The organism is Agrobacterium sp. NPDC090273, assembly GCF_044772305.1.
In the GTDB taxonomy this organism is placed as follows: Bacteria; Pseudomonadota; Alphaproteobacteria; order Rhizobiales; family Rhizobiaceae; genus Agrobacterium.
On record NZ_JBIVYN010000007.1, the window covers coordinates 315,764 to 340,091 of the forward strand.

Below are 24,328 nucleotides of genomic sequence, written 5' to 3' on the forward strand. Positions count from 1 at the left end.
CTCATATCCAACAACAGACAATTTGTCTGCGATGTTTCACGTGAATCATTTACCGATGCAGAATTCCGAAAATATGACGCCGAGCAATTCTTCGACATCTACTCGTCCGGTAATCCGCCCAAGTGATGTCGCCGCCAGCCTAAGGTATTCGGACCGGATCGCCAGGTCCGCAGCTTCGGAATTGAGCGCATCACTAACATAGTTCAGCGTCTCTTCAAGTCGTTTTTTATGCCGCGCCCTTGCCGGCGCCAGCGTATGCGATGATCCAGTTCGTTTTTCGATCTCAAACTTAATTCGCGACCGAAGGTCATCCAGACCGCGACCATTTTTAGCAGAAATCGATAGGTCAAATTCATTCTTGTCTATCTGCGTAAGAAGATCGAGTTTCGTTCGAACATTCAGGCACGGAACATCCTTAAACCGATCGTCAAATTGTTTCGATACCGAATCGTTGTCATGCAATGCAAGGATAAGGTCAGCGGATGCCGCCGTGGAAACAGCCCGCCGGACACCTTCCTGTTCGACAACGTCTGCGGTTTCACGCAATCCTGCCGTATCGAACATTTTGACCAAATAACCATCGATGTTCATATCGACCGTCAGAACGTCACGCGTTGTCCCAGCGATATCCGTCACAATAGCAACGTCTCGTCCGCTCAATGCATTCAGAAGCGTCGACTTTCCAGCATTTGGCTCGCCAACCAAAGCGATCCTAAATCCGTCGCGTATGATTTCGCTGCCTTGCCCACGCTCGAGATGTTCGGATATTTCACGTTTGAGCTGCGCGACGTTGACCCAGACCTGATCTGCAACAGAACCTGGCACGTCCTCCTCGTCGGCAAAATCAAGTTCCGCTTCGATGAATGCGCGAGCACGTGTCAGGCGCATGGCCCAGCCATCATAGAGAGCGGAGAGACGGCCTGTGCTCTGTTCCACAGCGAGCCGACGCTGCATTTCGGTCTCGGCCTGCAGAAGATCGGCCAGACCCTCTACCTCGACCAGATCCATCTTTCCGTTCTCAAAGGCGCGCCGCGAGAATTCACCCGCTTCTGCAGGGCGAACGCCTTGGTGTCGTTGCAGTTCCTCAAAAATCGAAGCAACGACTGCGCGACTGCCGTGGCATTGTATCTCGACGCAATCCTCACCCGTGAAGGAGTTCGGCCCAGGAAAGACCATGACCAGCGCCTGATCAATCACGTCAGCGTTTCGGTTACGAATCGAACGCAGCGTGGCCTTTCTAGGCGGCACAGATAAATCACCAATCAATGCCGAAAGGGCAGTGAACGCAATCGAGCCGCTTACTCTGAGCACCGCCACACCAGCCGGAAGCGCACCGCTGGAAAGAGCGAAGATCGTGTCATTGGAAGAGGTCATTTCACACCTGTGATCCAAAAAGGGAAGCCGCACCCGTTGGAAACGGACGCGGCTTTTGTAATACTGAAATGAATCCGGATAAGGATCAGGTATTCATTGATTCGAAGAAATCCGAATTGTTCTTTGTCTGCTTGAGCTTGTCGATCAGGAACTCGATTGCGTCCATCGTTCCCATCGGTGCAAGAATCCGGCGGAGAACGAAGATCTTCTGGAGATCCTGACGCGGAACCAGGAGATCTTCCTTACGGGTACCAGACTTAAGGATATCCAGTGCCGGGAAAATACGCTTATCAGCGACCTTGCGATCAAGAACGATTTCCGAGTTACCTGTACCCTTGAATTCTTCGAAGATCACTTCATCCATACGGCTGCCGGTGTCGATCAGCGCCGTTGCAATGATCGTCAGAGAACCGCCTTCTTCGATGTTACGCGCAGCACCGAAGAAGCGCTTCGGGCGCTGCAGGGCGTTCGCATCCACACCACCCGTCAAAACCTTACCCGAAGACGGCACGACAGTGTTGTATGCGCGGCCAAGACGCGTGATCGAGTCGAGCAGGATCACAACGTCACGACCGTGTTCAACAAGACGCTTGGCCTTTTCGATTACCATCTCGGCAACCTGAACGTGGCGAACGGCCGGTTCGTCGAAGGTGGAAGAAACAACTTCGCCCTTCACCGAACGCTGCATATCCGTCACTTCTTCGGGACGTTCGTCGATCAGAAGAACGATCAGGTAACATTCCGGGTGATTCGCTGTGATCGAATGGGCAATGTTCTGCAGGAGAACAGTTTTACCCGTGCGCGGTGGAGCAACGATCAGACCGCGTTGACCTTTACCGAGTGGCGCCACCAGATCGATCACACGAGAGGAAAGATCCTTCGAGGTCGGAACATCAAGTTCCATCTTGAAGCGCTCGTTTGGATAAAGCGGCGTCAGGTTGTCGAAGTGAACCTTGTGACGGATCTTTTCGGGATCGTCGAAATTGATCGTGTTGACTTTGAGAAGGGCGAAATAACGCTCGCCTTCTTTCGGACCACGGATGGGTCCTTCAACCGTATCACCTGTTTTCAGCGAAAAGCGGCGGATCTGCGAGGGCGAAATGTAAATATCGTCCGGGCCCGGCAGATAGTTTGCATTGGCGGAGCGCAGGAAGCCGAAGCCATCCTGAAGGACCTCGACAACGCCTTCACCGATAATTTCGATGTCCTGACTTGCGAGAACCTTGAGGATCGCGAACATGAGTTCCTGCTTGCGCATGGTGCTCGCATTTTCAACTTCCAGGGATTCGGCAAAAGTCAGCAAGTCGGTAGGCGATTTGCTCTTGAGTTCCTGAAGCTTCATTTCAGCCATGAAGAGAAGACCGTTTAGTAATGTTATGTCGGGGGAGGGCGTGTTCGCGAATCAGATACTGTGGGAAATACCCCAGGTGACTGAATAATTCACATGCCACGAAGATGAGTGCGGTGAAAATAGCGAGTGAACCTCTTCACCGCAAGGGGGAAGCACGAATTCCGCGAAATTTATCGCGATGGCTCCCTACACGAAGGGTTTCACAACCACAAGTATGACAATCGCAATCATCAACAGGGTCGGAACTTCATTCATCAACCGCCAGTGACGGGCCGAACGGGTGTTCTCGTCTCTGGAGAAGCGCTTGGCGCTGCGAGTGAAATAAACATGGGTGACCGTCAGAAGCACGACCAATCCGATTTTGGCATGCAGCCAGCCACCGGAAAATCCATAGACCGACCAGGCAAGGTAAAGTCCAAGCGCCCACGAAATCATCATCGCAGGGTTCATGATGATCTTGACGAGCCGCTGCTCCATGACCTTGAACGTTTCGGATTGCTGCGAACCTACAGGCGCATCCGTATGGTAGATGAACAGGCGCGGCAGATAGAAAATCGCCGCCATCCAGGAAATCACCGCGATGATGTGCAGCGCCTTGATCCACAGATAGAGATCGGCGGGGTCCGAAAAGAAAATCAGAGCGACGGCAATTCCGAACAGACAGAGGGCTGTTGCGGCACGAAAGGCCGCCCTGCTGCCGGCACGAACGGAAGTCTGTTTTTCCTCGCTCATCCCCTGTCCCCAAAACCGTGAACGCGTTTCACGAGACGCCCAACGTTTTCCGGGTCCGCCTGTGGTGTGATCCCGTGCCCAAGATTGAAAATCAGTGGTCCCTGGCCCAGCGCCTGCAACACAGCATCAATTCCGTCATCCAGTGACTTGCCTCCGGCAATCATCAGCATCGGATCGAGGTTGCCTTGCACCGGACCGTCTTTCTGCAGCTCACGAGCAAAGCTGAGGGGAACTGACCAATCTAGTCCAATCGCATCAGCTCCGGTTTTTTGCCGGTAATCCTTGAGGAGATAGCCTGCACCTTTGGCAAATGCGATAATCTTTGCCGAGGGGCGTCTTGCCCGAACCGAAGAGACGATCCGCGCAACGGGTTTTATCGCATATTCCTCAAATTCCCTCTCGCCAAGAACCCCGGCCCAGGAATCGAATATCTGGACGGCGTCTGCACCTGCATCGATCTGCTCAACGAGATAATCGGCAGAGATATCGGCGAGGAGGGCAAGCAGCTTTTCCATTGCCCCGCGCTCCTGATAGCCGAAGAGACGCGCCGGGGCCTGGTCTGGCGTTCCGTGGCCGGCGATCATGTAGGTTGCCACTGTCCAGGGAGCACCGCAAAAGCCAAGAAGGGTCGTCTCGCCAGGGAGCGCCTTGCGCAAGCGTGACACCGTCTCAAACACCGGCGAAAGATGGGAGAGCACATTCCCCGCATCCAGCTTGTCAATGCCAGCCGCGTCGATCGGGTCCATTGCTGGTCCCTTGCCTTCGCTGAAAGTGACATTCCGGTTGAGGCCATCTGGTATCACCAGAATATCGGAAAAGAGAATGGCTGCATCGAGACCAAAGCGACGGATCGGTTGCAACGTCACTTCGGTCGCCAGTTCCGGGTTATAACAGAGATCAAGGAAACTTCCTGCCTGCCTGCGCGTTTCCCGATACTCGGGGAGATAGCGACCAGCTTGTCGCATCAGCCAAACGGGCGGTGGTGTGACCGTCTCTCCGCTCAACACTCTCATCACCTTACGCTCTGTCATGGCATCCTACTTTTCCAAATCTAAAATCAAAGAGATTTAAAAGATTTTCTATTTCTTAGAGTCGGTGGGTATCAAGGATTAAAATCTTTCCAGTCGAAATGCCGCATCTCGGGACATTTGTCTGTCGGCGTGGATAAAACACGTGCCCTGTACGCCCTGAGAGCGGGATAACCAATTTAATCCATATTTATCAGTAGCTTGAATTATCAGTTAAGCCCCGTCATGTTGTGGATAGTCTGTTGATAAAATCTCTCGATGGAAATCTTGTTCACGAAATTCACAAGCCCGGTTTTTCGAAACAAAGTCACTTGCGGATTGTGGAAAAAGGGAACCTTATTCGCACCGCCGGTTCTGCCAGGGAACATTTCCCGAGTTTGTCCAGCGTTATCAACAGCGGGAGAAAAACAGCGTGGAGAACAAAAAAAGTTTCTTCCATTTGCATTTGATTTCGGACTCAACGGGAGAGACTCTCATGTCCGCCGGCCGCGCCGTCTCCGCGCAGTTTCATGCTTCCATGCCTGTGGAACATGTCTATCCGATGATCAGAAATCAGAAACAGCTGGCGCGTGTTCTGGATCTGATCGATCAGGAGCCGGGCATTGTCCTCTACACGATTGTTGACCAGCAGTTGGCGGAGTTTCTGGATCTGCGCTGCCATGCGATCGGTGTTCCAAGCGTCAACGTCCTAGAACCTATCATAGGCATTTTTCAAACTTATCTCGGTGCACCATCGAGGCGACGGGTCGGAGCGCAACACGCGTTGAATGCCGATTATTTTGCGCGGATCGAAGCGCTGAATTTCGCCATGGACCACGATGACGGACAGATGCCCGAGACCTACGACGATGCCGACATCGTCATTATTGGTATCAGCCGAACATCGAAAACGCCGACGAGCATCTATCTCGCCAACCGTGGCATAAAAACAGCCAACATTCCCGTGGTGCCAAACGTGCCGCTACCAGAAAGCCTTTACAGGGCAACACGTCCGCTCATCGTGGGACTGGTCGCGACATCAGACCGCATCTCGCAGGTTCGTGAAAACAGAGAACTTGGTGCAACAGGCGGATTTGACCAGGGGCGGTACACCGACCGCGCCACGATTATGGAAGAACTGAAATATGCCCGCGCGCTCTGTGCTCGCAACAACTGGCCCCTGATCGATGTCACGCGTCGCTCAATCGAGGAAACGGCAGCGGCAATTCTTGCCCTTCGCCCACGGACACGATAATTCGGTTTTCGATTTTCGGAGCAGTTGATCCATGAAACAAGACCTGATCCTTGCCTCGTCCAGTGCGCCCAGGCAAATGTTGATGCGCAACGCGGGACTGGTGTTTTCGGCAATTCCGGCCGACATCGATGAAAGAGCGATTGACGAGAGGCTGGAAAAAAGCGGCGTCTCTCCGCAAGAGGTTGCACTTGAACTGGCGAAGGCCAAGGCATGTGCTGTCAGCAAACTGCACCCCGCCGCGATAGTGCTTGGCTGCGACCAGACCATGGCGCTCGGCAGCAGGGTTTATCATAAACCGAAGGACATGGATGAGGCACATTCCCATCTGATGTCTCTCTCGGGAAAGACGCACCGGTTGAACAGTGCTGCCGTCTTGATGAAAGACGGCGAGACGATCTGGCAGATCGTCACGACCGCTGATTTGACAGTCCGCACATTGACGGACGATTTTGTGACAAGGCATCTGGAAAAGGTCGGGACGAAGGCGCTTACGAGCGTGGGTGCCTATCAGCTTGAGGGAGAGGGAATCCAGCTATTCACCTCCATCGAAGGTGACTATTTCACCATTCTCGGTCTTTCGCTTCTGCCGCTTCTGGAAAAGTTAAGGGAACTTGGTGTCATCGATGGCTGATTCACGTGAAACATTAACCATGAACGCCTTCGTTGTCGGCTACCCAATCAAACACTCCCGATCACCCATCATCCATTCTCATTGGCTGAAAACATTCGGCATCGACGGTACGTACCGTTCGGTGGAAGTCTCGCCTGACGCATTCGCGGCCTTCATATCCCATCTTAAGAAACAACGGTCTGACGGTTTCGTCGGCGGCAACGTCACAATACCTCACAAGGAGGCCGCCTTTAAGCTGGCGGACCGGCCGGACACGCTGGCCGAAGAACTGGGCGCTGCCAACACGCTCTGGTTCGAGAACGGAAAACTCTGTGCGACCAACACGGATGGGTATGGCTTTGTCTCCAATCTCGATGATCGCCACTCTGGCTGGGACAAAATACAAAGTGCTGTTGTCCTTGGAGCGGGCGGCGCAAGCCGCGCCATCATCCAGTCCCTGAGAAATCGCGGCATTGCTGAAATACACGTTCTCAACCGAACAGAGGAACGGGCACGGGAGCTTGCCGACCGCTTCGGAAAACAGGTTTTTTCCCATTCCATGTCTGCCTTGGGCGAAGTGATGCAGGGCGCGGGCCTGTTCGTGAACACAACGTCGTTGGGAATGGATGGGACGGAAGCACCGCATTTTGATTTCTCGCGCTTGTCCGACGGTGCTGTGGTGACCGATATTGTTTACGTGCCGTTGAAGACACCTATTCTGCGCATGGCCGAAGAGCAGGGAATTGCGACTGTAGATGGCTTGGGCATGCTTCTTCATCAGGCAAAGCCGGGTTTTGAAAAATGGTTCGGAAAAATACCCGAGGTTGATCAAACGCTCCGCTCCATGATTATCGAGGATATGGAGAAACATTGATGTTGGTTATCGGTCTTACCGGCTCTATCGGAATGGGCAAGACAACGACCGCCGGCCTTTTTGCTAGAGAGGGTGTCGCAGTTCTCGATTCCGATAGGGTGGTGCACGATCTTTATCGAGACGAAGCAGTTGCTTTGATCGAGGCGGCCTTTCCGGGATCGACGGGAGAGGGCGGAGTTGATCGGGTGAGACTCGGTGAATTATTAAAGGAGAATCCGGCTAATTTTAAGAAGCTGGAAAACATCGTACATCCGCTTGTTCAAAAGAAGCAGCAGGAGTTTCTCCAGTCCTCGCGAGATCAAGGCAGAGAATTTGCCCTTCTCGATATTCCCCTGTTGTTTGAAACCGGGGCTGAGCGAAGGGTCGACACCGTCGTCGTTACCACCTGTGACGCTGATGTCCAGCGAGAACGCGTGCTGTCCCGACCAGGCATGACGCCAGAAAAGTTTGAACTGATCCTGAGTAGACAAATGCCAGATGCTGAAAAGCGCCGCCGTGCTGATTTCATCATCGACGCTGGTCATGGTATCGAAGCAGCACACGGCAGGGTAAAAGAAATCCTGAGCGATTTGGCTGAAAAAAGAGACGCGGGAAAAAAAGATGCGTGAGATTATCTTCGATACCGAAACCACTGGACTGGAATCAAAGCTGGATCGCGTGATTGAAATCGGTGGCGTCGAACTTATCAATCACTTCCCTACGGGAAGGACACTGCATCTTTATATCAATCCGGAGGATCGCAAGGTTCACCCGGACGCCTTGGCCGTCCACGGAATTACCGACGAGTCTCTTCTGGACAAGCCGAAATTCGCTGAGGTCGTCGATCAGATCCGCGACTTCTTCGAAGGCGCCCGCTGGGTCGCGCACAATGCGACATTCGATATGGGATTTATCAACGCGGAATTTGCGCGCCTGGGCATCCCGCCGGTCGCGCCGGAGCTGGTGACGGATACGTTATCACTGGCACGACGAAAAAATCCGATGGGGCCAAACTCGCTCGATGCTCTTTGCCGACGTTACGGCATCGACAATTCACATCGAACGAAACACGGTGCTCTTCTCGACTCCGAACTGCTGGCCGAAGTTTACATCGAGATGATTGGCGGCCGCCAGACCGCTCTCGGTTTCGGATCTGTCGTCAAAGAAGAAACGGTGGTTGTCGAAGAAGAGGGACCGATCGAGGCAATGCATCGCGTTCACCCCCTGCCTCAAAGGCTGGATGCAGATGCCGCGGCAGCTCACGGAAAGCTTGTTCTGGCAATGGGCGACAAGGCAATCTGGAATCGCTATCAGAACTGATACAGTTTCTGGAAAGCGCTCGGCGTTTGTCGAAAATATCCCAACAAAAAACCGGGCTGAAGAGCCCGGTTCTTTTATGCGTCTTATTTCGATCAGTTCGGAACAGCCTGAACCTTGGCTCTGGCCTGCTCTTCGGCAACGCGCTGTGCAAACATCTGTGCGAAGTCAATCGGATCGATCATCAGCGGCGGGAAGCCACCATTGCGCGTCACGTCGGCAATGATCTGGCGTGCAAACGGGAAGAGGAGACGTGGGCACTCAATGAAGAGAACCGGCAGCATGTGTTCCTGCGGGAAACCTGCAATCCGGAAAACACCGCCATAAACCAGCTCGGCAGCAAACAATACCTTATCGCCGTCCTTCGCTTCTGCGTTCAGCGTCAGCACAACGTCGAAGTCCGAGCCGGAGATCGGGTTTGCATTGACGTTGACATTGATGTTGATCGAGGGCGCATTTTCACGACCTTGAAGCGAACGAGGAGCACCCGGATTTTCGAAGGAGAGATCCTTGATGTACTGGGCAAGAATGTTGAGAGAAGGGCTTGCTGCGCCCTGTGCACCATTTTCAGCGGTCATGCTATTTCCTCGCGGCATGAATTTGTGGGAGGCGGTCTATCATTTCACCCGGAGCCTTACAACCCTACCATTTGCCCGGTCTGTTAAGGTTTGGGCAGATCACGATCATCGGGTTTGTTTGACCAGGGAGAATTGTTCGGGCCATCGCGATGAAATTCCTCTTCGCCCAGATCGACGACCTTCGAGCCGCCCGCGTCTCTCGGCTCATTGCGGAAACCGGATTGTGCTCCTGCTTCAAAACCGGATTGACGAAAAGATCCGGCGACAACGACGCGCGGTCCAAACGTCTTCCAGAAAAACCGTCTGATTGCGGGAGACAGAAGAAGCAAGCCGATAATGTCGGTGATGAAACCGGGAAGGAAAAGCAATATGCCAGCGATGACGCGCATGGCACCATTCACCAGTTCATCGGCCGGCTGCCGACCAGCGCGTCCGGCATCTTGAAGGTTTCTGACCATGCTGAGCCCGCCCAGACGCAGGATAAGCAAGCCGAGAAATGACGTAAAAACGATAAGCGCCAAAGTGAGCCAAAGGCCGATGGCCTTGCCGACGATAATAAAACCGGCAATCTCAAGGATCGGCATCATCAGAACGATGACGGGGAGGAAGGAAAAACGCATATTCTAGCCTTGCGTGTGCGTCTTGGGCAGATTGTGTGCCTTAAGGACACCGATGATTGAATCTGCATGTTTGAATGATGATAAGATGCAGACTATATGATGTTCAAGATTTCGGATTTAAATGGCGGCCTCGGTAAAAGATGAACTTTAGCGACTTTATCACTTTGTTTTTCCTCGTGGCAGCGGTGCTGATCTTTCTTCAGTTGCGCAGCGTTCTTGGTCGCCGGACAGGCAATGAAAAGCCACCGTTCGACCCCTATAGCCCGCGTGATGTCGCAAAGGGCGCTACTTCCGACGATAACAAGGTCGTGACCTTGCCGAAGCGCGGAGAAGGTGATGAGGAAACCCGCTTCTCCGAAGTGGACGCCATGGCGCCGGCTGGATCTGCGCTGAATTCGGCTTTGCGTGACTTGATGGGCAAGGATGCATCCTTCAGCCCCAAGGAGTTCCTCAACGGGGCGCGTATGGCCTATGAGATGATTGTCATGGCTTTTGCCGATGGCGATCGCAAGACTCTGAAAAACTTGCTGTCGAAAGAGGTGTTCGAAGGCTTCGATGCCGCCATCTCCGAACGGGAAGCACGCGGAGAGGTGGTCAAGTCTACCTTCGTCGGCATTGAGAAAGCTGATATCACGCAGGCTCTTGTTCGTGATTCCGAGGCACAGATCACCATTCGTATCGTCAGCCAGCTTATTTCGGCCACCTATGACAAGGATGGAAAGCTGACGGACGGTGATCCGGAAAGTGTTGCCGAGGTGGATGACATCTGGACGTTCTCGCGCGACACGCGTTCTCGTGACCCGAACTGGAAACTCATCGCGACTGAATCCGAACAATGAAAACGCCATCGGCCGAGTTTTCCGTCGAGGAGGTCTCTTTCGGCGATCTGCCGCAATGGCAGAATGACGATCCGCGCGAACTTTTTTCTGCGATGCGCAGAATTCTCGGGTACCTGCGGACCGCGAAACCTTACCGGACGGGAGAACTTGGCCTTTCGGCTGATGACCTCATTGCTTTATTGGAAACAGCCGAAGATGCTGATCCAAAAGATGCCAGTGAAGCGCGCCGGTTTTTCGAAGACAATTGTCGACCGTTTCGCATTTCGCAAAACGGCGGAAAGACAGGGTTCGTAACTGCATTTTACGAGCCCGAGCTGCAGGTTTCGGCTGTCCCGGATGACGTCTGGAAATATCCGGTATATCGCAGACCGGCCGATCTCATTGACATTGACGACAAAAATCGCCCGGAAGGTTTCGATCCTTATTACGCCTTCGGGCATCAGGATGGCGGCGGTATTTCCTATTTTGCCGATCGCCGGGCGATCGATGAAGGGTGTCTTGAGGGGCGGGGACTTGAGATTGCCTGGGCGAAATCCAAGGTCGACCTTTTTTTTGTCCACGTCCAGGGCGCTGCACGGCTGGTATATCCCGACGGACAGATAAGGCGCGTGACCTATGCCGCAAAGGCCGGACATCCGTTCTCGCCGATCGGAAGACTTCTCCTCGATCGGGGAGAGCTGGATCCGAAAACCATCTCGATGCAGACAATCCGGGCATGGCTCGCCGATCATCCTGATCAGGTTGACGAGGTGCTATGGCATAACCGGTCCTACATCTTCTTCCGCGAAGCCGATGTGACCGACGTCGATCTGGGGCCGGTTGCTGCTGCAAAGGTTCCACTCGTTGCTGGCCGCTCGCTCGCTGTCGACCGGCTAATCCATACGTTCGGGTTTCCGTTTTACATTCATGCGCCCACGTTGACGCACCTCGATGCTGAGAAACCCTTTGCGCGGCTAATGCTGGCGCTCGATACGGGATCGGCAATTGTCGGTCCGGCCCGCGGGGATATTTTCACGGGTTCCGGCTTTGATGCGGGTGAGCTGGCTGGAACGGTGCGTAACGACGCCGATTTTTATATATTGATGCCACGCGCGGCAGCGGAGAGGTATCGGGGATGAAAGGCAGTCGGAAGCTCGGCAAGGATGAGCGGATTCTGTGGGGGAGAGTGGCAAAAACCACTCGGCCTATCTCAGGAAAGCTCGAAGATTTGCTGGCTTTTGATGATATCGAGGAGGAGGCGCCTAAGCCTGTTGTGGTGGAAAAGAGCAAGCTCGGTTTCCCCCGCATGCTGGTGGAAAATGCTGAAACTCCGCCCAATGCAGCACCGGCAAAGCAGAGAATTCATCACCCGCTCGAAAAGCCCGTCAAGCGCAAGCTGACGCGCGGACGATTGCCGTTGGAAGGACGTATCGATCTGCACGGCATGATACAGAGCGAAGCACATGCCGTTCTCTTGGATTTTCTGATGCAGGCGCATGAACGCGGCCTGCGTCATGTTCTCGTTATCACCGGGAAGGGGCGTTCAATGGGCAGCGATGGCGCCTTGAAGCGTGCTGTCCCCATGTGGTTCTCGAAACCGGAATACCGCTATTTGATTTCATCCTACGAGGATGCCTCGATCAACCACGGTGGAGAAGGTGCCCTGTACGTCCGGTTGGCAAGACGCCGCGGTGAGAGATCATGACGCCCTTTGCAGAAGCCGTTCGCATGCTTCGGGAACGCAAGGGTGTGACGCAGAAGGAGATGGCGGCAGCCATCGGCGTTTCGCCTGCTTATCTTTCTGCATTGGAACATGGAAAACGCGGCCGACCGAGCTTCGATCTTCTTCAGCGCATCGCCGGTTACTTCAATATCATTTGGGACGAGGCGGAGGATCTGTTTTTTCTGGCCGGATCGTCGCATCCCCGCATTGTCATCGACACGGCCGGTTTGCCGCCACAATATACCGCTTTGGCCAATCAGCTCGCGCGTGATATACGCAAGCTGTCGCCGACTATGATAGAAGAACTGACGGCGGTGCTGCAAAAAAGCCGTTCTTGCGATTGAAAGCCTTATATCCCCTGCTTTATGCAGCGGTTGGGACATGCGGCCTTTGGATATTGGCTGGGAATTTCTATAGTCGTATGTCGGAATTTGAGTGATTCGCTGGCTTAAGCCTCTCAGAAAAACTTGGCCGGGAAAACTTTGGAAAGAGTACTTATGACCGAAACATCGTCAAGCGAAGTCGGCACGAACACGGAATATGGAGCCGATTCGATCAAGGTTCTCAAGGGCCTTGATGCCGTGCGTAAGCGGCCCGGCATGTATATCGGTGATACCGATGACGGTTCCGGTCTGCACCATATGGTCTATGAGGTGGTGGACAACGCCATCGATGAAGCGCTGGCCGGCCATGCCGATCTGGTGACAGTGACGTTGAATGCCGATGGCTCCGTCACGGTAACGGACAACGGTCGCGGCATCCCGACCGATATCCATTCCTCCGAAGGTGTATCGGCTGCGGAAGTGATCATGACGCAGCTGCACGCTGGTGGAAAGTTCGACCAGAACTCCTACAAGGTCTCGGGCGGTCTGCATGGCGTGGGCGTGTCGGTCGTAAACGCACTTTCGGTCTGGCTGAAACTGCGCATTCGTCGCAGTGGCAAGCTGCATGAAATCGGTTTTACGCACGGCGTTGCAGATGCGCCGCTTTCGGTTATCGGCGAGTATGAAGGACGCTCCGGCACGGAAGTGACCTTCCTGGCGAGCCCTGAAACCTTCACGATGACCGAATACGATTACAACACGCTCGAACACCGTTTGCGCGAACTGGCGTTCCTGAATTCCGGTGTTCGTATTTTGCTGACCGACAAGCGTCATTCCGACGTCAAGCAGGAAGAACTGCTTTATGACGGCGGCCTCGAGGCGTTCGTGCGTTATCTGGACCGCTCAAAGAAGCCACTGGTTGACAAGCCGGTTGCCATTCGTGGTGAAAAGGACGGTATTACCGTTGAAGTCGCAATGTGGTGGAACGACAGCTACCACGAAAACGTACTTTGCTTCACCAACAACATCCCACAGCGCGATGGCGGCACGCATATGGCCGGTTTCCGCGCGGCATTGACGCGCCAGGTTACCTCCTATGCGGACAGCTCCGGCATTACCAAGAAGGAAAAAGTCAGCCTTCAGGGTGAAGATTGCCGCGAAGGCCTGACAGCCGTTCTTTCGGTGAAGGTTCCCGATCCGAAGTTCTCGTCGCAGACCAAGGACAAGCTTGTTTCGTCCGAAGTTCGCCCGGTTGTCGAAAACCTCGTCAACGAGGCCTTGAGCACATGGTTCGAGGAACATCCGACCGAAGCAAAAATCCTGGTTGGCAAGGTTGTTGAAGCGGCTGTTGCCCGCGAAGCAGCACGCAAGGCACGTGAACTGACGCGCCGCAAGGGTGCGCTTGATATCGCGTCGTTGCCCGGCAAGCTCGCAGATTGCTCTGAACGCGATCCGGCCAAGTCCGAACTGTTCCTCGTCGAGGGTGACTCTGCAGGTGGTTCTGCCAAGCAGGGCCGTTCGCGCGAGACCCAGGCCATTCTGCCGTTGCGCGGTAAGATTCTGAACGTCGAGCGCGCCCGTTTCGACAAGATGCTGTCCAGCCAGGAAATCGGTACGCTGATTACGGCGCTTGGCACGTCCATCGGCAAGGACGAGTTCAACGCGGACAAGCTGCGTTATCACAAGATCATTATCATGACGGATGCTGACGTCGACGGCGCCCACATCCGTACGCTGCTTTTGACTTTCTTCTTCCGTCAGATGCCGGAACTGATCGAACGAGGGCACCTTTATATCGCCCAGCCGCCGCTTTATAAGGTCACGCGCGGCAAGTCGATCCAGTACCTCAAGGACGAAAAGGCACTGGAAGATTACCTGATTTCGATGGGTATCGAAGAAGCGTCGCTGACGCTGGGCTCCGGTGAGGTTCGTGTGGGTGAGGATCTGCGCGAGGTTATTCTCGACGCGGTACGCATGCGTTCGATGATCGATGGCCTTCATTCCCGTTATAACCGCTCGGTTGTCGAACAAGCTGCCATTGCCGGCGCGCTCAACCCCGAACTTTCGGCGAATGCCTCGCGTGCTGCAGAAACCGTTGCAGAGGTTGCGCGTCGTCTGGACATGATTGCCGAAGAGACCGAACGCGGTTGGATCGGCACGGTTCTCGAAGACGGCGGACTACGGTTTGAGCGCATGGTGCGCGGCGTCAAGGAAGTCTCGACACTCGATATGGGTCTGCTTGGTTCGGCCGATGCGCGTCATATCGACCAGCTCGCTGTGCGTACCCGCGATGTCTATGCGACGCCTCCGACCCTGCAGCGCAAGGAAGGGACGCTGGAACTCTCTGGTCCGCGTGCGCTTCTCGATGCGATTTTTGCAGCGGGGCGCAAGGGCCTGTCCATGCAGCGTTATAAGGGCCTGGGCGAAATGAATGCCGAGCAGCTCTGGGAAACCACGCTGGACGCCAATGTCCGCTCTCTGTTGCAGGTGAAGATCAGCGACGCAACAGATGCAGATGGCCTGTTTGCTCGCCTGATGGGGGATGAGGTTGAGCCTCGTCGCGACTTCATTCAGGAAAATGCGCTGAGCGTTGCCAACCTCGATATCTGATCTGCGGACGCGTCTGCATCCACGATTCACGTGAAACAGAAAATTAACAAAAGGCCCGGCAGTGATTGTCGGGCCTTTTGCTTATTGCTACTTAGTCGGCCTTTCCGGTAAATTTCCCCTCAAAAGCCACCTCGGTGAGGGGAAGACGTTTGCTCGGAACCTCACGTTCCGCCAGATCATCAGGCAAGGTATTTTTGTCCGTCAAAGTGCCGATAGCCACGGCCGCATTGACGACATAACCTTCGGGAACATTGAGTTTCTCGACGATCTGGTCCTTGAAGATACCCGCCATGCCATGCGCGTGATATCCAAGCAGATGGGACTGCATTGCCAGTGAGAACCAGGCTGCGCCCGCGTCAAAGGCGTGAGTAGCGGATGGCTTTTTCTCTCCTTCGCGCGATAGGTTGTAGCTTCGGGAAATGACGAACAGCAGCGCCGACGCTTTCTTCGCCCAGCGTTGGTTTCCCTCCATCAGCAGTTCCAGGAAGAGTGGCCAATCCTTGCTGTCTCGTTGAGCATAGACAAATCGCCAGGGTTGTTGATTGGAAGCGGATGGAGCCCAATGGGCCGCATCCAGGATCGTCAGCAGGTCTTCGTGCGGCATCGCCTTTCCATCAAAAGCGCGCGGCGACCAGCGATCAAGAAAAAGCGGATCGACGGGAAATTCGGATTGTCTTGTATTGCTGTTCGTCACGATCGGATCCTTGTGGTTGACGGAGTGGAAAAGGTATTTTTCAAAACTTAGGTCGGTCAAGGGGTGACAAGTATAAATGCATCGTTCATATATGCATCACCTTGTCTGACAACTGGGAGAGAGTTCCATGAAATTGATGCGCGTCGGAAAGCCCGGCCAGGAAAAACCCGCAATCCTCGACGCTGAGGGTAAAGTCCGCGATCTGTCCGCTCATGTGAAGGACATTGGCGGTGACGCCATTTCGCCAGAAGGTCTGAAAAAGATCGCTGCGATCGATGTTACGACGCTCCCTGTTCTCAATGAGGATCGTATTGGCGCTTGCGTTGCGGGCACTGGCAAGTTCATCTGCATCGGCCTGAATTTCTCGGACCATGCGGCTGAAACCGGTGCAACCGTACCGCCGGAACCCGTCATCTTCATGAAGGCGACCTCCGCCATAGTTGGACCGAACGACAACGTTGTCATTCCACGCGGTTCTGAAAAGACCGACTGGGAAGTCGAACTTGGCGTGGTTATTGGCAAGACTGCGAAATACGTCTCGGAAGCCGATGCTCTGGACTATGTGGCCGGCTACTGCGTTTCGCATGATGTCTCCGAGCGTGCTTTCCAGACGGAGCGTGCGGGACAGTGGACCAAGGGTAAGTCCTGCGACACCTTTGGCCCGATTGGTCCATGGCTGGTCACGAAGGACGAGATCACCGATCCGCAGAATCTCGGCATGTGGCTGAAGGTCAACGGCCAGACGATGCAGGACGGCTCCAGCAAGACGATGGTTTACGGCGTGGCTCACGTTGTTTCCTATCTCAGCCAGTTCATGTCGCTTCAGCCGGGCGATGTCATTTCCACTGGCACGCCGCCCGGCGTTGGCATGGGCCTGAAGCCGCCGCGCTACCTTAAGGCTGGTGACGTCGTTGAACTCGGCATTGAAGGCCTCGGTTCCCAGAAGCAGACCTTCGTCGCCGACATCTGATCTGTTTTTCACCTGGAAATGAGAAGGCGCCGGCGGGAAACCGCTGGCGCCTTCAAATTTGTGCAACTGCGAAAAGCTGCTATGGTGAAAAAAAGAGCGTGATTTGCGAGGGAGGCGTAATCAGTGTTCTACCACCTTTATGAAATGAACCATGCTGCGATGGTGCCGTTGCGCGCCGGTGCTGATATGATGCGTCAGGCATGCAATAACCCGTTTAATCCGCTTTCAAGCACAGCGTTCGGCAGAAGCCTTGATGCCGGTTTTGAGGTCTTCGAGCGTCTGACACGTCGCTACGGCAAACCTGAATTCGGCCTTTCCGAAACTGTTATTGGTGGAAATAGCGTTGAGGTGACGCAGGAGATTGTCTGGTCGCGGCCATTCTGCAATCTCATTCATTTCGCGCGGGCTGCTGAAACGAAAGATCGACCCGATCCCAAGGTCCTGCTTGTCGCCCCGATGTCCGGGCACTATGCGACACTGTTGCGGGGAACGGTCGAGGCGCTACTGCCATCGGCCGACCTCTACATTACCGACTGGATCGACGCCCGCATGGTTCCCGTAACTGACGGGAAATTCGATCTGGATGATTACATCAGCTACGTCACCGAAATGTTGCAACATATAGGGGAGGGAGCGCATGTGGTTGCTGTCTGCCAACCCTCCGTGCCGGTTCTCGCTGCCGTTTCGCTGATGGAAGCAGAGCAAGATCGTTTTGCTCCCGCATCCATGACCCTGATGGGTGGGCCGATCGATACGCGTATCAATCCCACTGCCGTCAACGGACTTGCCAAGGCAAAGCCGATCGAGTGGTTCCGCGACAATGTCATCATGGACGTTCCCTGGCCGCAGCCAGCTTTCGGCCGCTCCGTCTATCCAGGTTTTCTGCAATTGTCCGGATTCATGTCGATGAACCTCGACAAACATATGACGGCGCACAAGGATTTTTATCTGAACCTCGTGAAGAACGACGGGGATTCCGCCGAAAAGCATCGCGATTTTTACGATGAGTACCTGGCTGTCATGGATCTGACCGCTGAATTTTATCTCCAGACGGTTGAGGCCGTGTTCATCGAACATGCGCTGCCGAAAGGTACGATGATGCATCGGAGCCGCGCGGTTGATCCGTCCGCCATCCGCAATGTTGCTCTTTTCACCGTGGAAGGTGAAAACGACGATATTTCAGGTGTGGGCCAGACAAAGGCGGCTCACGATATCTGCCGCAACATTTCCGAGGATAAACGCGCACATTACATGCAGCCGGATGTCGGCCATTACGGCGTGTTCAACGGTTCGCGGTTCCGCAAGGAGATCGTGCCGCGCATGCTCGCGTTCATGCATCAACACGCAAAAGCCTAGGGAGACGGGGGCGCTAGCACCGTATTTTCATGGTCAATCGGGGTTCGAATCGGCTATGAAAACGGCATGTTTTCGCTTCTCAGAAAATCCGTGAAGTCAACGGCGCCCAAAAGGGCCGTGCAAAGCCAGCGCACAGTCGAAGTGGCTGGCCGTAGTCTGCCGATTACCGTGAAGGAAAATCCACGCGCGACGCGCATCACTTTGCGGATAGAACCCGGTGGAAGAGCTTTGAAGCTCACGATACCGTTCGGGCTGCATCACGGGCAGGTGGACGATTTTCTGGAACGGCACCACGGCTGGCTTGAAGGCAAGCTTGGCAAGATTGGTCCCGATAACGGCCTGCGCCCCGGAGCAACGATCGAGATCCGTGGTGTGCCACACCGGATAGAACACACTGGGAGTGTGCGCGGTATAACCCGTATGTCCGAAGGTGCGGATGGAGTGGCAATTCTCTCCGTCAGTGGTCTCCCCGAACATCTCGGGCGACGGATTTCGGCATTCTTGAAAAAAGAAGCCAAGGCGGATCTCGAAAAACTGGTGATGCACCACGCGAGAAGCGTAGGGCGGCCGGTTCGTTCGATCACCATGAAGGATACGCGCAGCCGTTGGGGTTCATGTTCGCACGACGGCAATTTGAGCTTTTCGTGGCGGATCGTCATGGCGCCCGAAAAGGTCATCGATTATCTTGCAGCTCACGAAGTGGCCCATCTGGCGGAGATGAATCATGGCCCGAAATTCTGGGCGCTGTGTGAAAAGCTTTGCCCGCACACTGAGGAAGCGAAAGCCTGGCTGAAGCGTCACGGTTCACAGCTTCACGCCGTCGACTTCGATTGAAGACGGTACAGTTAATGACTATTTCTGGATTCACGTGAAACAATCGATACTAAAGCGCATCGTTGGCCCCAAACGCAGTGGCGGATAGGCGGCATTCCCTGCGCTTTATACTCGACTCTTTCGACATTTCGTGTCAGGTCGCAGGTATGAAACCGGATATCAAGATTTGCGGATTGAAGACGCCGGAAGCGGTGGAACGCGCGGTCAGACGAGGCGCGTCCCATATCGGCTTCATCTTCTTTGAAAAAAGCCCGCGCAATATCGAACCCGATATTGCCGGCAAGCTGGCTGACACCGTTCGTGGCAGCGTGAAGGTCGTTGCCGTCACCGTCAACGCTGACAATGACGAACTGGACGAGATCGTCGATCTTCTGAAACCCGATATCCTTCAGTTGCACGGCAATGAAACGCCGGAACGTGTGCTGAACGTCAAGGCGCTGTATGGTCTGCCTGTGATGAAGGCAGTTTCCATTCGGGACGCCGCTGATCTTGCCAAAATTGACCCTTATGTTGGCATCGTTGACCGCTTCCTGCTCGACGCCAAGCCGCCGGCTGGATCGGACTTGCCTGGTGGCAATGGTGTGTCCTTTGACTGGACGCTTCTTCGCTCTCTTGACGGCAGCATTGATTACATGCTTTCCGGAGGGCTGAACAAGGATAACGTCGCAGGCGCTCTGGCTGAGACCGGGGCGAGGGGAATAGATATATCGTCCGGCGTGGAAAGTGCGCCGGGAGTGAAAGATCCGGTCATGATCGATACATTTTTCGATGCCGTGAACAATCGGTCGACTGGCCCAAAGGGAGCTTGAAGTGAACGACACGCCAAAACCCAATTCTTTCCGCGCTGGTCCCGATGAGGACGGACGCTTCGGCATTTACGGAGGCCGCTTCGTTGCCGAAACGCTGATGCCGCTTATTCTGGATTTGCAGGCTGAATGGGAGAAGGCGAAGACCGATCCGGAGTTTCAGGCTGAACTGAAGCACCTCGGTGCTCACTACACCGGCCGCCCGAGCCCGTTGTATTTCGCTGAGCGTCTGACGGCTGAACTTGGTGGCGCCAAGATCTATTTCAAACGCGAAGAGCTGAACCATACCGGCTCGCACAAGATCAACAACTGCCTTGGCCAAATCCTTCTCGCCAAGCGCATGGGCAAGACCCGCATCATCGCCGAGACCGGTGCCGGTCAGCATGGCGTTGCATCCGCAACGGTTGCGGCGCGCTTCGGCCTGCCTTGTGTCGTTTACATGGGCGCGACCGACGTTGCCCGTCAGGCGCCGAACGTATTTCGCATGAAGCTGCTGGGCGCCGAAGTGAAGCCGGTGTCGGCCGGCCATGGTACCCTCAAGGATGCCATGAACGAAGCGCTGCGCGACTGGGTCACCAATGTCGACGACACCTATTACCTGATTGGCACCGCTGCTGGTCCGCATCCCTATCCCGAAATGGTTCGCGATTTTCAGGCTGTGATCGGTCAGGAAGCAAAGGCGCAGATGCTGGAGGCTGAAGGCCGCTTGCCTGACGTCGTTATCGCTGCCGTTGGTGGCGGATCTAACGCGATCGGTATTTTCCATCCGTTCCTCGATGACGAGAGCGTCAAGATTGTTGGCGTTGAAGCGGGTGGCAAGGGCCTTTCCGGCGATGAGCATTGCGCATCCATCACAGCGGGATCGCCTGGCGTTCTGCACGGCAACCGCACGTATCTGCTTCAGGACGAAGACGGTCAGATCAAGGAAGGCCACTCGATCTCCGCCGGCCTCGATTATCCTGGTATCGGTCCGGAGCATTCCTGGCTGAACGATATCGGCCGCGTGGAATATGTGCCGATCATGGACCATGAAGCGCTCGACGCGTTCCAGATGCTGACGCGTCTCGAAGGCATCATTCCCGCTCTCGAACCGAGCCATGCTCTGGCTGAAGTCATCAAGCGCGCGCCGAAAATGGGTAAGGACGAGATCATCCTGATGAACCTCTCCGGACGTGGCGACAAGGATGTCCACACCGTCAGCAAGTTCCTTGGAATGGATGTATAAGATCATGACCGCACGTATGGACAAACGCTTCGCCGATCTGCGCGCCCAAAATCGCCCGGCCCTGATTACCTACTTCATGGGCGGCGATCCGGATTTTGACACATCGCTTGCCATCATGAAGGCCTTGCCGGAAGCTGGTGCGGACGTGATCGAACTCGGCATGCCGTTTTCTGATCCTATGGCCGATGGCCCGGCAATCCAGATGGCCGGTCAGCGCGCATTGAAGAGCGGTCAGACGCTGAAGGGCACACTCGATATCGCCCGAGAATTCCGCAAGGATGACGACGCAACCCCGATCGTTCTGATGGGTTACTACAATCCCATCTATATCTACGGCGTTGAAAAGTTCCTGGCCGATGCACTCGATGCAGGGATCGATGGACTGATCGTTGTTGATCTGCCGGCGGAGATGGATGATGAGCTTTGCATTCCCGCGCTCAAGTACGGCATTAACTTCATTCGTCTGACCACGCCGACGACAGATGAAAAACGCTTGCCAACCGTTCTCAACCATACGTCCGGCTTCGTTTATTACGTGTCGATGAACGGTATTACCGGTTCGGCTCTGCCAGATCCCGCATTGATCTCCAAGGCTGTCGGACGTATTAAGGCCCACACCGATCTTCCGGTATGCGTCGGTTTTGGCGTAAAGACTGCAGATCACGCCCGGACGATTGGCGCCATGGCTGATGGTGTTGTGGTCGGTTCGGCAATTGTTGCGCAGGTTGCAGGCAGCCTTAGCGCAGATGGAAAAGCGACAGCCGACACCGTTTCGTCTGTCACGACACTGGTAAAGGGACTTTCAACGGGCGTGCGTGCATCGCGCCTTGCTGCTGCCGAATAATCTTGTTCGGTTAAGCGCAGTCAGTCACAGGAGTATTCAAGTGAACTGGATTACCAACTATGTTCGGCCGCGGATCAATTCCATGCTCGGCCGTCGCAACGATGTTCCGGAAAACCTCTGGATCAAATGCCCGGAAACTGGCGAAATGGTCTTCCACAAGGATCTCGAGGAGAACCTGTGGGTGATCCCGGCCTCCGGCTACCATATGAAGATGCCGGCGAAAGCCCGGCTTGCGACCCTTTTTGATGGCGGCGTGTTCGAAGCGCTTCCGCAGCCGAAGGTTGCTCAGGACCCTCTGAAGTTCCGCGATTCAAAAAAATACACCGACCGTCTGCGCGACAGTCGCATCAAGACGGATCAGGAAGACACGATCCTTGCCGGTGTGGGCAACCTCAAAGGCTTGAAGATCGTTGCCGTCGTGCATGAATTCCAGTTCATGGGCGGTTCGCTGGGCATTGCGGCCGGTGAGGCAATCGTCAAGGCATTCGAACGTGCCATTTCCGAGCGTTGCCCGCTGGTCATGTTCCCGGCTTCCGGTGGCGCCCGCATGCAGGAAGGCATTCTTTCGCTGATGCAGTTGCCGCGTACGACCGTTGCCGTCAACATGCTAAAAGAAGCCGGCATGCCTTACATCGTGGTTCTGACGAACCCGACCACAGGCGGCGTCACGGCATCCTATGCAATGCTGGGTGACGTCCACATTGCCGAGCCGGGTGCAGAAATCTGCTTCGCGGGCAAGCGCGTTATCGAGCAGACCATCCGTGAAAAGCTCCCCGAGGGCTTCCAGACGTCGGAATATCTGCTGGAGCATGGCATGGTGGACATGGTGGTCGATCGCCACGATATCCCCGATACGCTGGCCAATCTCCTGAAGATCATGACGAAGGCTCCGGCTGATGTCGCTGAACAGAACCCGGTTGCGCTCGCAGCATCGGCCTGAAGAACAAAGAATGTCGCCCGAGGCCGCGCGCCGGCTTCGGGACGATGATACACCGACGCAGGACAACACCCTCCAATGCGGCGGACAGATGACCGGATCAGCGCCTGAAAGGCGGTTAGAAGACATGACGAAGCCCGCAATAAGCGAGGCCGAGCAGATCATCGAAGAGCTGATGCAATTGCATCCGAAAGGCTTCGATCTCTCGCTCGACAGAATTTCCCGCCTTCTTGAAAAACTCGGTAATCCGCAGAAGCGATTGCCGCCTGTTATCCATGTTGCCGGCACGAACGGCAAAGGGTCTGTTACGGCCTTCTGTCGCGCCTTGCTCGAAGCGGCAGGCCTTTCCGTACACGTGCATACGTCGCCGCATCTGGTCAACTGGCATGAGCGCTACCGTATTGGCGTCTCCGGCGCCAAGGGCCGCTATGTCGAAGATGGCCTGTTCGCCGATGCTTTGCGGCGCGTGGCAGATGCCAACGACGGGCAGATGATTACGGTTTTCGAGATTTTGACAGCGGTGATGTTCCTGCTGTTTTCGGAACAGCCCGCTGATGCAGCCATTGTCGAGGTTGGGCTTGGTGGCCGCTTCGATGCGACCAACGTCATCAACAACCCTGCCGTATCCGTCATCATGCCCATATCGCTCGATCATCAGGCCTATCTGGGCGATCGTGTCGAGCTGATTGCCGCGGAAAAGGCGGGCATCATGAAGAGCGGTTTCCCGGTGGTGATTGGTCACCAGGAATACGATGCCGCGCTTGATGTTCTGGTCAACACAGCGGAGCGGCTCGGCTGTCCGGTCACTGTCTACGGACAGGATTTTGCTGCGCATGAAGAATTTGGCCGAATGGTCTATCAGGACGAGTTCGGGTTGACGGATGCGCCGCTTCCCAGACTTCCCGGCCGTCATCAACTGGCCAATGCTGCCGCTGCTATCCGCGCCGTCAAGGCTGCCGGTTTCGAGGTGACGGAGCGTATGGTTGAAAAGGCGATGGCGTCCGTCGAATGGCCTGGTCGACTACAGCGCATTCAGGACGGCAATATCGCCGATCTGGCGCCCGAGGGTTCAGAAATCTGGGTCGACGGTGGCCACAATCCTGGCGCCGGCGAAGTCATCGCTGAAGCCATGGCTGGTTTCGAGGAAAAGAAACCCCGACCACTGTTTATCATCGCGGGAATGATCAACACCAAAGATCCCGTCGGTTATTTCAAGGCGTTCGCTGATATCGCCGAATATGTCTTCACCGTTCCGATAACGGGTACCGATGCGGCGATTGATCCGGTGGTGCTTGCCCATGCGGCTTTTGATGCAGGTCTGGTGGCTGCTCCCACATCTTCCATCTCCGAGGCATTGGAAGAGTTGGTCCGCCATCTCGATCCTGAGGCGCCGCCGCCGCGTATTCTGATCGGCGGTTCGCTCTATCTCGCCGGCAACGCGTTGGCTCTGAACGGAACAATACCTCAATAAAAAAAGCCCCGGTTGACCGG

25 protein-coding genes are annotated in these 24,328 nt (G+C 55.0%); 18 read left to right on the forward strand and 7 right to left on the reverse strand.

Features of this window, described 5'->3' with window-relative positions:
• Positions 1-45 precede the first annotated feature (45 nt).
• The 4 genes from mnmE to hemE all read right to left on the reverse strand — a co-directional run bounded on the left by mnmE (position 46) and on the right by hemE (position 4,488).
• Positions 46-1,374: a tRNA uridine-5-carboxymethylaminomethyl(34) synthesis GTPase MnmE gene (gene mnmE / locus ACIQT8_RS19790; RefSeq protein ID WP_400968614.1), complete on the reverse strand. Its 1,329-nt coding sequence runs from the start codon at positions 1,372-1,374 to the stop codon at positions 46-48.
• Positions 1,375-1,459: 85 nt separating this feature from the next.
• Positions 1,460-2,725: a transcription termination factor Rho gene (gene rho / locus ACIQT8_RS19795; protein ID WP_004444236.1), complete on the reverse strand. Its 1,266-nt coding sequence runs from the start codon at positions 2,723-2,725 to the stop codon at positions 1,460-1,462.
• Positions 2,726-2,911: 186 nt separating this feature from the next.
• Complete coding sequence (gene hemJ / locus ACIQT8_RS19800) at positions 2,912-3,457, reverse strand: protoporphyrinogen oxidase HemJ (RefSeq protein WP_400968616.1); 546 nt, start codon at positions 3,455-3,457, stop codon at positions 2,912-2,914.
• Positions 3,454-4,488, reverse strand: a complete 1,035-nt coding sequence (gene hemE, locus ACIQT8_RS19805) for a uroporphyrinogen decarboxylase (RefSeq protein WP_400968619.1) — start codon at positions 4,486-4,488, stop codon at positions 3,454-3,456. Before hemE ends, hemJ begins: the two co-directional genes overlap by 4 nt.
• 409 nt (positions 4,489-4,897) lie before the next feature.
• Between hemE and ACIQT8_RS19810 the strand changes: the two genes are divergently transcribed.
• The 5 genes from ACIQT8_RS19810 to dnaQ are packed head-to-tail and all read left to right on the forward strand — an operon-like array spanning position 4,898 to position 8,502.
• Complete coding sequence (locus tag ACIQT8_RS19810) at positions 4,898-5,719, forward strand: pyruvate, water dikinase regulatory protein (protein WP_138795131.1); 822 nt, start codon at positions 4,898-4,900, stop codon at positions 5,717-5,719.
• A gap of 31 nt (positions 5,720-5,750) precedes the next feature.
• A complete protein-coding gene (locus tag ACIQT8_RS19815) occupies positions 5,751-6,350 on the forward strand; it encodes a Maf-like protein (RefSeq protein WP_400968623.1) in 600 nt (199 codons plus the stop codon).
• The gene (locus ACIQT8_RS19820; protein ID WP_400968626.1) at positions 6,343-7,203 is read left to right on the forward strand and encodes a shikimate dehydrogenase; all 861 of its coding nucleotides are present in this window, start codon (positions 6,343-6,345) and stop codon (positions 7,201-7,203) included. Before ACIQT8_RS19815 ends, ACIQT8_RS19820 begins: the two co-directional genes overlap by 8 nt.
• Positions 7,203-7,811, forward strand: a complete 609-nt coding sequence (gene coaE / locus ACIQT8_RS19825) for a dephospho-CoA kinase (RefSeq protein WP_400968629.1) — start codon at positions 7,203-7,205, stop codon at positions 7,809-7,811. Before ACIQT8_RS19820 ends, coaE begins: the two co-directional genes overlap by 1 nt.
• Positions 7,804-8,502 carry a DNA polymerase III subunit epsilon gene (gene dnaQ / locus ACIQT8_RS19830; RefSeq protein WP_400968632.1) on the forward strand — a complete coding sequence of 233 codons (699 nt, stop codon included), beginning with the start codon at positions 7,804-7,806 and terminating at the stop codon, positions 8,500-8,502. Before coaE ends, dnaQ begins: the two co-directional genes overlap by 8 nt.
• Before the next feature lie 92 nt (positions 8,503-8,594).
• Here the strand turns inward: dnaQ and secB are convergent, their stop codons facing one another.
• Both secB and ACIQT8_RS19840 read right to left on the reverse strand, forming a co-directional pair.
• Positions 8,595-9,077 (reverse strand): protein-export chaperone SecB, encoded by a 483-nt coding sequence (secB, locus tag ACIQT8_RS19835; protein WP_138795126.1) that lies wholly within the window; start codon positions 9,075-9,077, stop codon positions 8,595-8,597.
• An 83-nt stretch (positions 9,078-9,160) separates the two neighbouring features.
• A complete protein-coding gene (locus ACIQT8_RS19840) occupies positions 9,161-9,697 on the reverse strand; it encodes an FxsA family protein (RefSeq protein ID WP_400968635.1) in 537 nt (178 codons plus the stop codon).
• A gap of 140 nt (positions 9,698-9,837) precedes the next feature.
• Here ACIQT8_RS19840 and ACIQT8_RS19845 point away from each other — a divergent pair, with 140 nt between their 5' ends.
• The 5 genes from ACIQT8_RS19845 (at position 9,838) to gyrB (ending at position 15,171) form a co-directional block, all read left to right on the forward strand.
• Positions 9,838-10,536, forward strand: coding sequence for a Tim44/TimA family putative adaptor protein (locus ACIQT8_RS19845; protein WP_138795124.1), 699 nt, complete (start codon positions 9,838-9,840; stop codon positions 10,534-10,536).
• A complete protein-coding gene (locus ACIQT8_RS19850) occupies positions 10,533-11,654 on the forward strand; it encodes a murein transglycosylase A (RefSeq protein WP_400968638.1) in 1,122 nt (373 codons plus the stop codon). Before ACIQT8_RS19845 ends, ACIQT8_RS19850 begins: the two co-directional genes overlap by 4 nt.
• Positions 11,651-12,220, forward strand: a complete 570-nt coding sequence (locus ACIQT8_RS19855; protein WP_400968641.1) for a Smr/MutS family protein — start codon at positions 11,651-11,653, stop codon at positions 12,218-12,220. Before ACIQT8_RS19850 ends, ACIQT8_RS19855 begins: the two co-directional genes overlap by 4 nt.
• A complete protein-coding gene (locus tag ACIQT8_RS19860; protein WP_138795121.1) occupies positions 12,217-12,582 on the forward strand; it encodes a helix-turn-helix domain-containing protein in 366 nt (121 codons plus the stop codon). Before ACIQT8_RS19855 ends, ACIQT8_RS19860 begins: the two co-directional genes overlap by 4 nt.
• Before the next feature lie 153 nt (positions 12,583-12,735).
• On the forward strand, positions 12,736-15,171 hold the full coding sequence (gene gyrB / locus ACIQT8_RS19865) for a DNA topoisomerase (ATP-hydrolyzing) subunit B (RefSeq protein ID WP_138795120.1): 2,436 nt from the start codon (positions 12,736-12,738) through the stop codon (positions 15,169-15,171).
• 91 nt (positions 15,172-15,262) lie between these two features.
• Here the strand turns inward: gyrB and ACIQT8_RS19870 are convergent, their stop codons facing one another.
• Entirely contained in the window at positions 15,263-15,865 is a 603-nt protein-coding gene (locus tag ACIQT8_RS19870) for a nitroreductase family protein (RefSeq protein WP_400968646.1), read from the reverse strand.
• A gap of 127 nt (positions 15,866-15,992) precedes the next feature.
• On the opposite strand from ACIQT8_RS19870, the gene ACIQT8_RS19875 reads away from it, so the two are divergent.
• The 8 genes from ACIQT8_RS19875 to ACIQT8_RS19910 all read left to right on the forward strand — a co-directional run bounded on the left by ACIQT8_RS19875 (position 15,993) and on the right by ACIQT8_RS19910 (position 24,308).
• Positions 15,993-16,835 carry a fumarylacetoacetate hydrolase family protein gene (locus ACIQT8_RS19875; RefSeq protein ID WP_400968649.1) on the forward strand — a complete coding sequence of 281 codons (843 nt, stop codon included), beginning with the start codon at positions 15,993-15,995 and terminating at the stop codon, positions 16,833-16,835.
• Between the two features lie 123 nt (positions 16,836-16,958).
• Positions 16,959-18,191 carry a polyhydroxyalkanoate depolymerase gene (locus tag ACIQT8_RS19880; RefSeq protein ID WP_400968652.1) on the forward strand — a complete coding sequence of 411 codons (1,233 nt, stop codon included), beginning with the start codon at positions 16,959-16,961 and terminating at the stop codon, positions 18,189-18,191.
• A gap of 66 nt (positions 18,192-18,257) precedes the next feature.
• The gene (locus ACIQT8_RS19885; protein WP_400968655.1) at positions 18,258-19,025 is read left to right on the forward strand and encodes a M48 family metallopeptidase; all 768 of its coding nucleotides are present in this window, start codon (positions 18,258-18,260) and stop codon (positions 19,023-19,025) included.
• A 146-nt stretch (positions 19,026-19,171) separates the two neighbouring features.
• Positions 19,172-19,834 (forward strand): phosphoribosylanthranilate isomerase, encoded by a 663-nt coding sequence (locus tag ACIQT8_RS19890; protein ID WP_400968658.1) that lies wholly within the window; start codon positions 19,172-19,174, stop codon positions 19,832-19,834.
• Position 19,835: 1 nt separating this feature from the next.
• Positions 19,836-21,056 (forward strand): tryptophan synthase subunit beta, encoded by a 1,221-nt coding sequence (trpB, locus tag ACIQT8_RS19895; protein ID WP_138795114.1) that lies wholly within the window; start codon positions 19,836-19,838, stop codon positions 21,054-21,056.
• A 4-nt stretch (positions 21,057-21,060) separates the two neighbouring features.
• Positions 21,061-21,900, forward strand: coding sequence for a tryptophan synthase subunit alpha (gene trpA / locus ACIQT8_RS19900; RefSeq protein WP_138795113.1), 840 nt, complete (start codon positions 21,061-21,063; stop codon positions 21,898-21,900).
• Positions 21,901-21,940: 40 nt separating this feature from the next.
• Complete coding sequence (gene accD, locus ACIQT8_RS19905) at positions 21,941-22,840, forward strand: acetyl-CoA carboxylase, carboxyltransferase subunit beta (RefSeq protein WP_400968662.1); 900 nt, start codon at positions 21,941-21,943, stop codon at positions 22,838-22,840.
• Between the two features lie 88 nt (positions 22,841-22,928).
• A complete protein-coding gene (locus ACIQT8_RS19910; protein ID WP_400968744.1) occupies positions 22,929-24,308 on the forward strand; it encodes a bifunctional folylpolyglutamate synthase/dihydrofolate synthase in 1,380 nt (459 codons plus the stop codon).
• Positions 24,309-24,328: the final 20 nt, after the last annotated feature.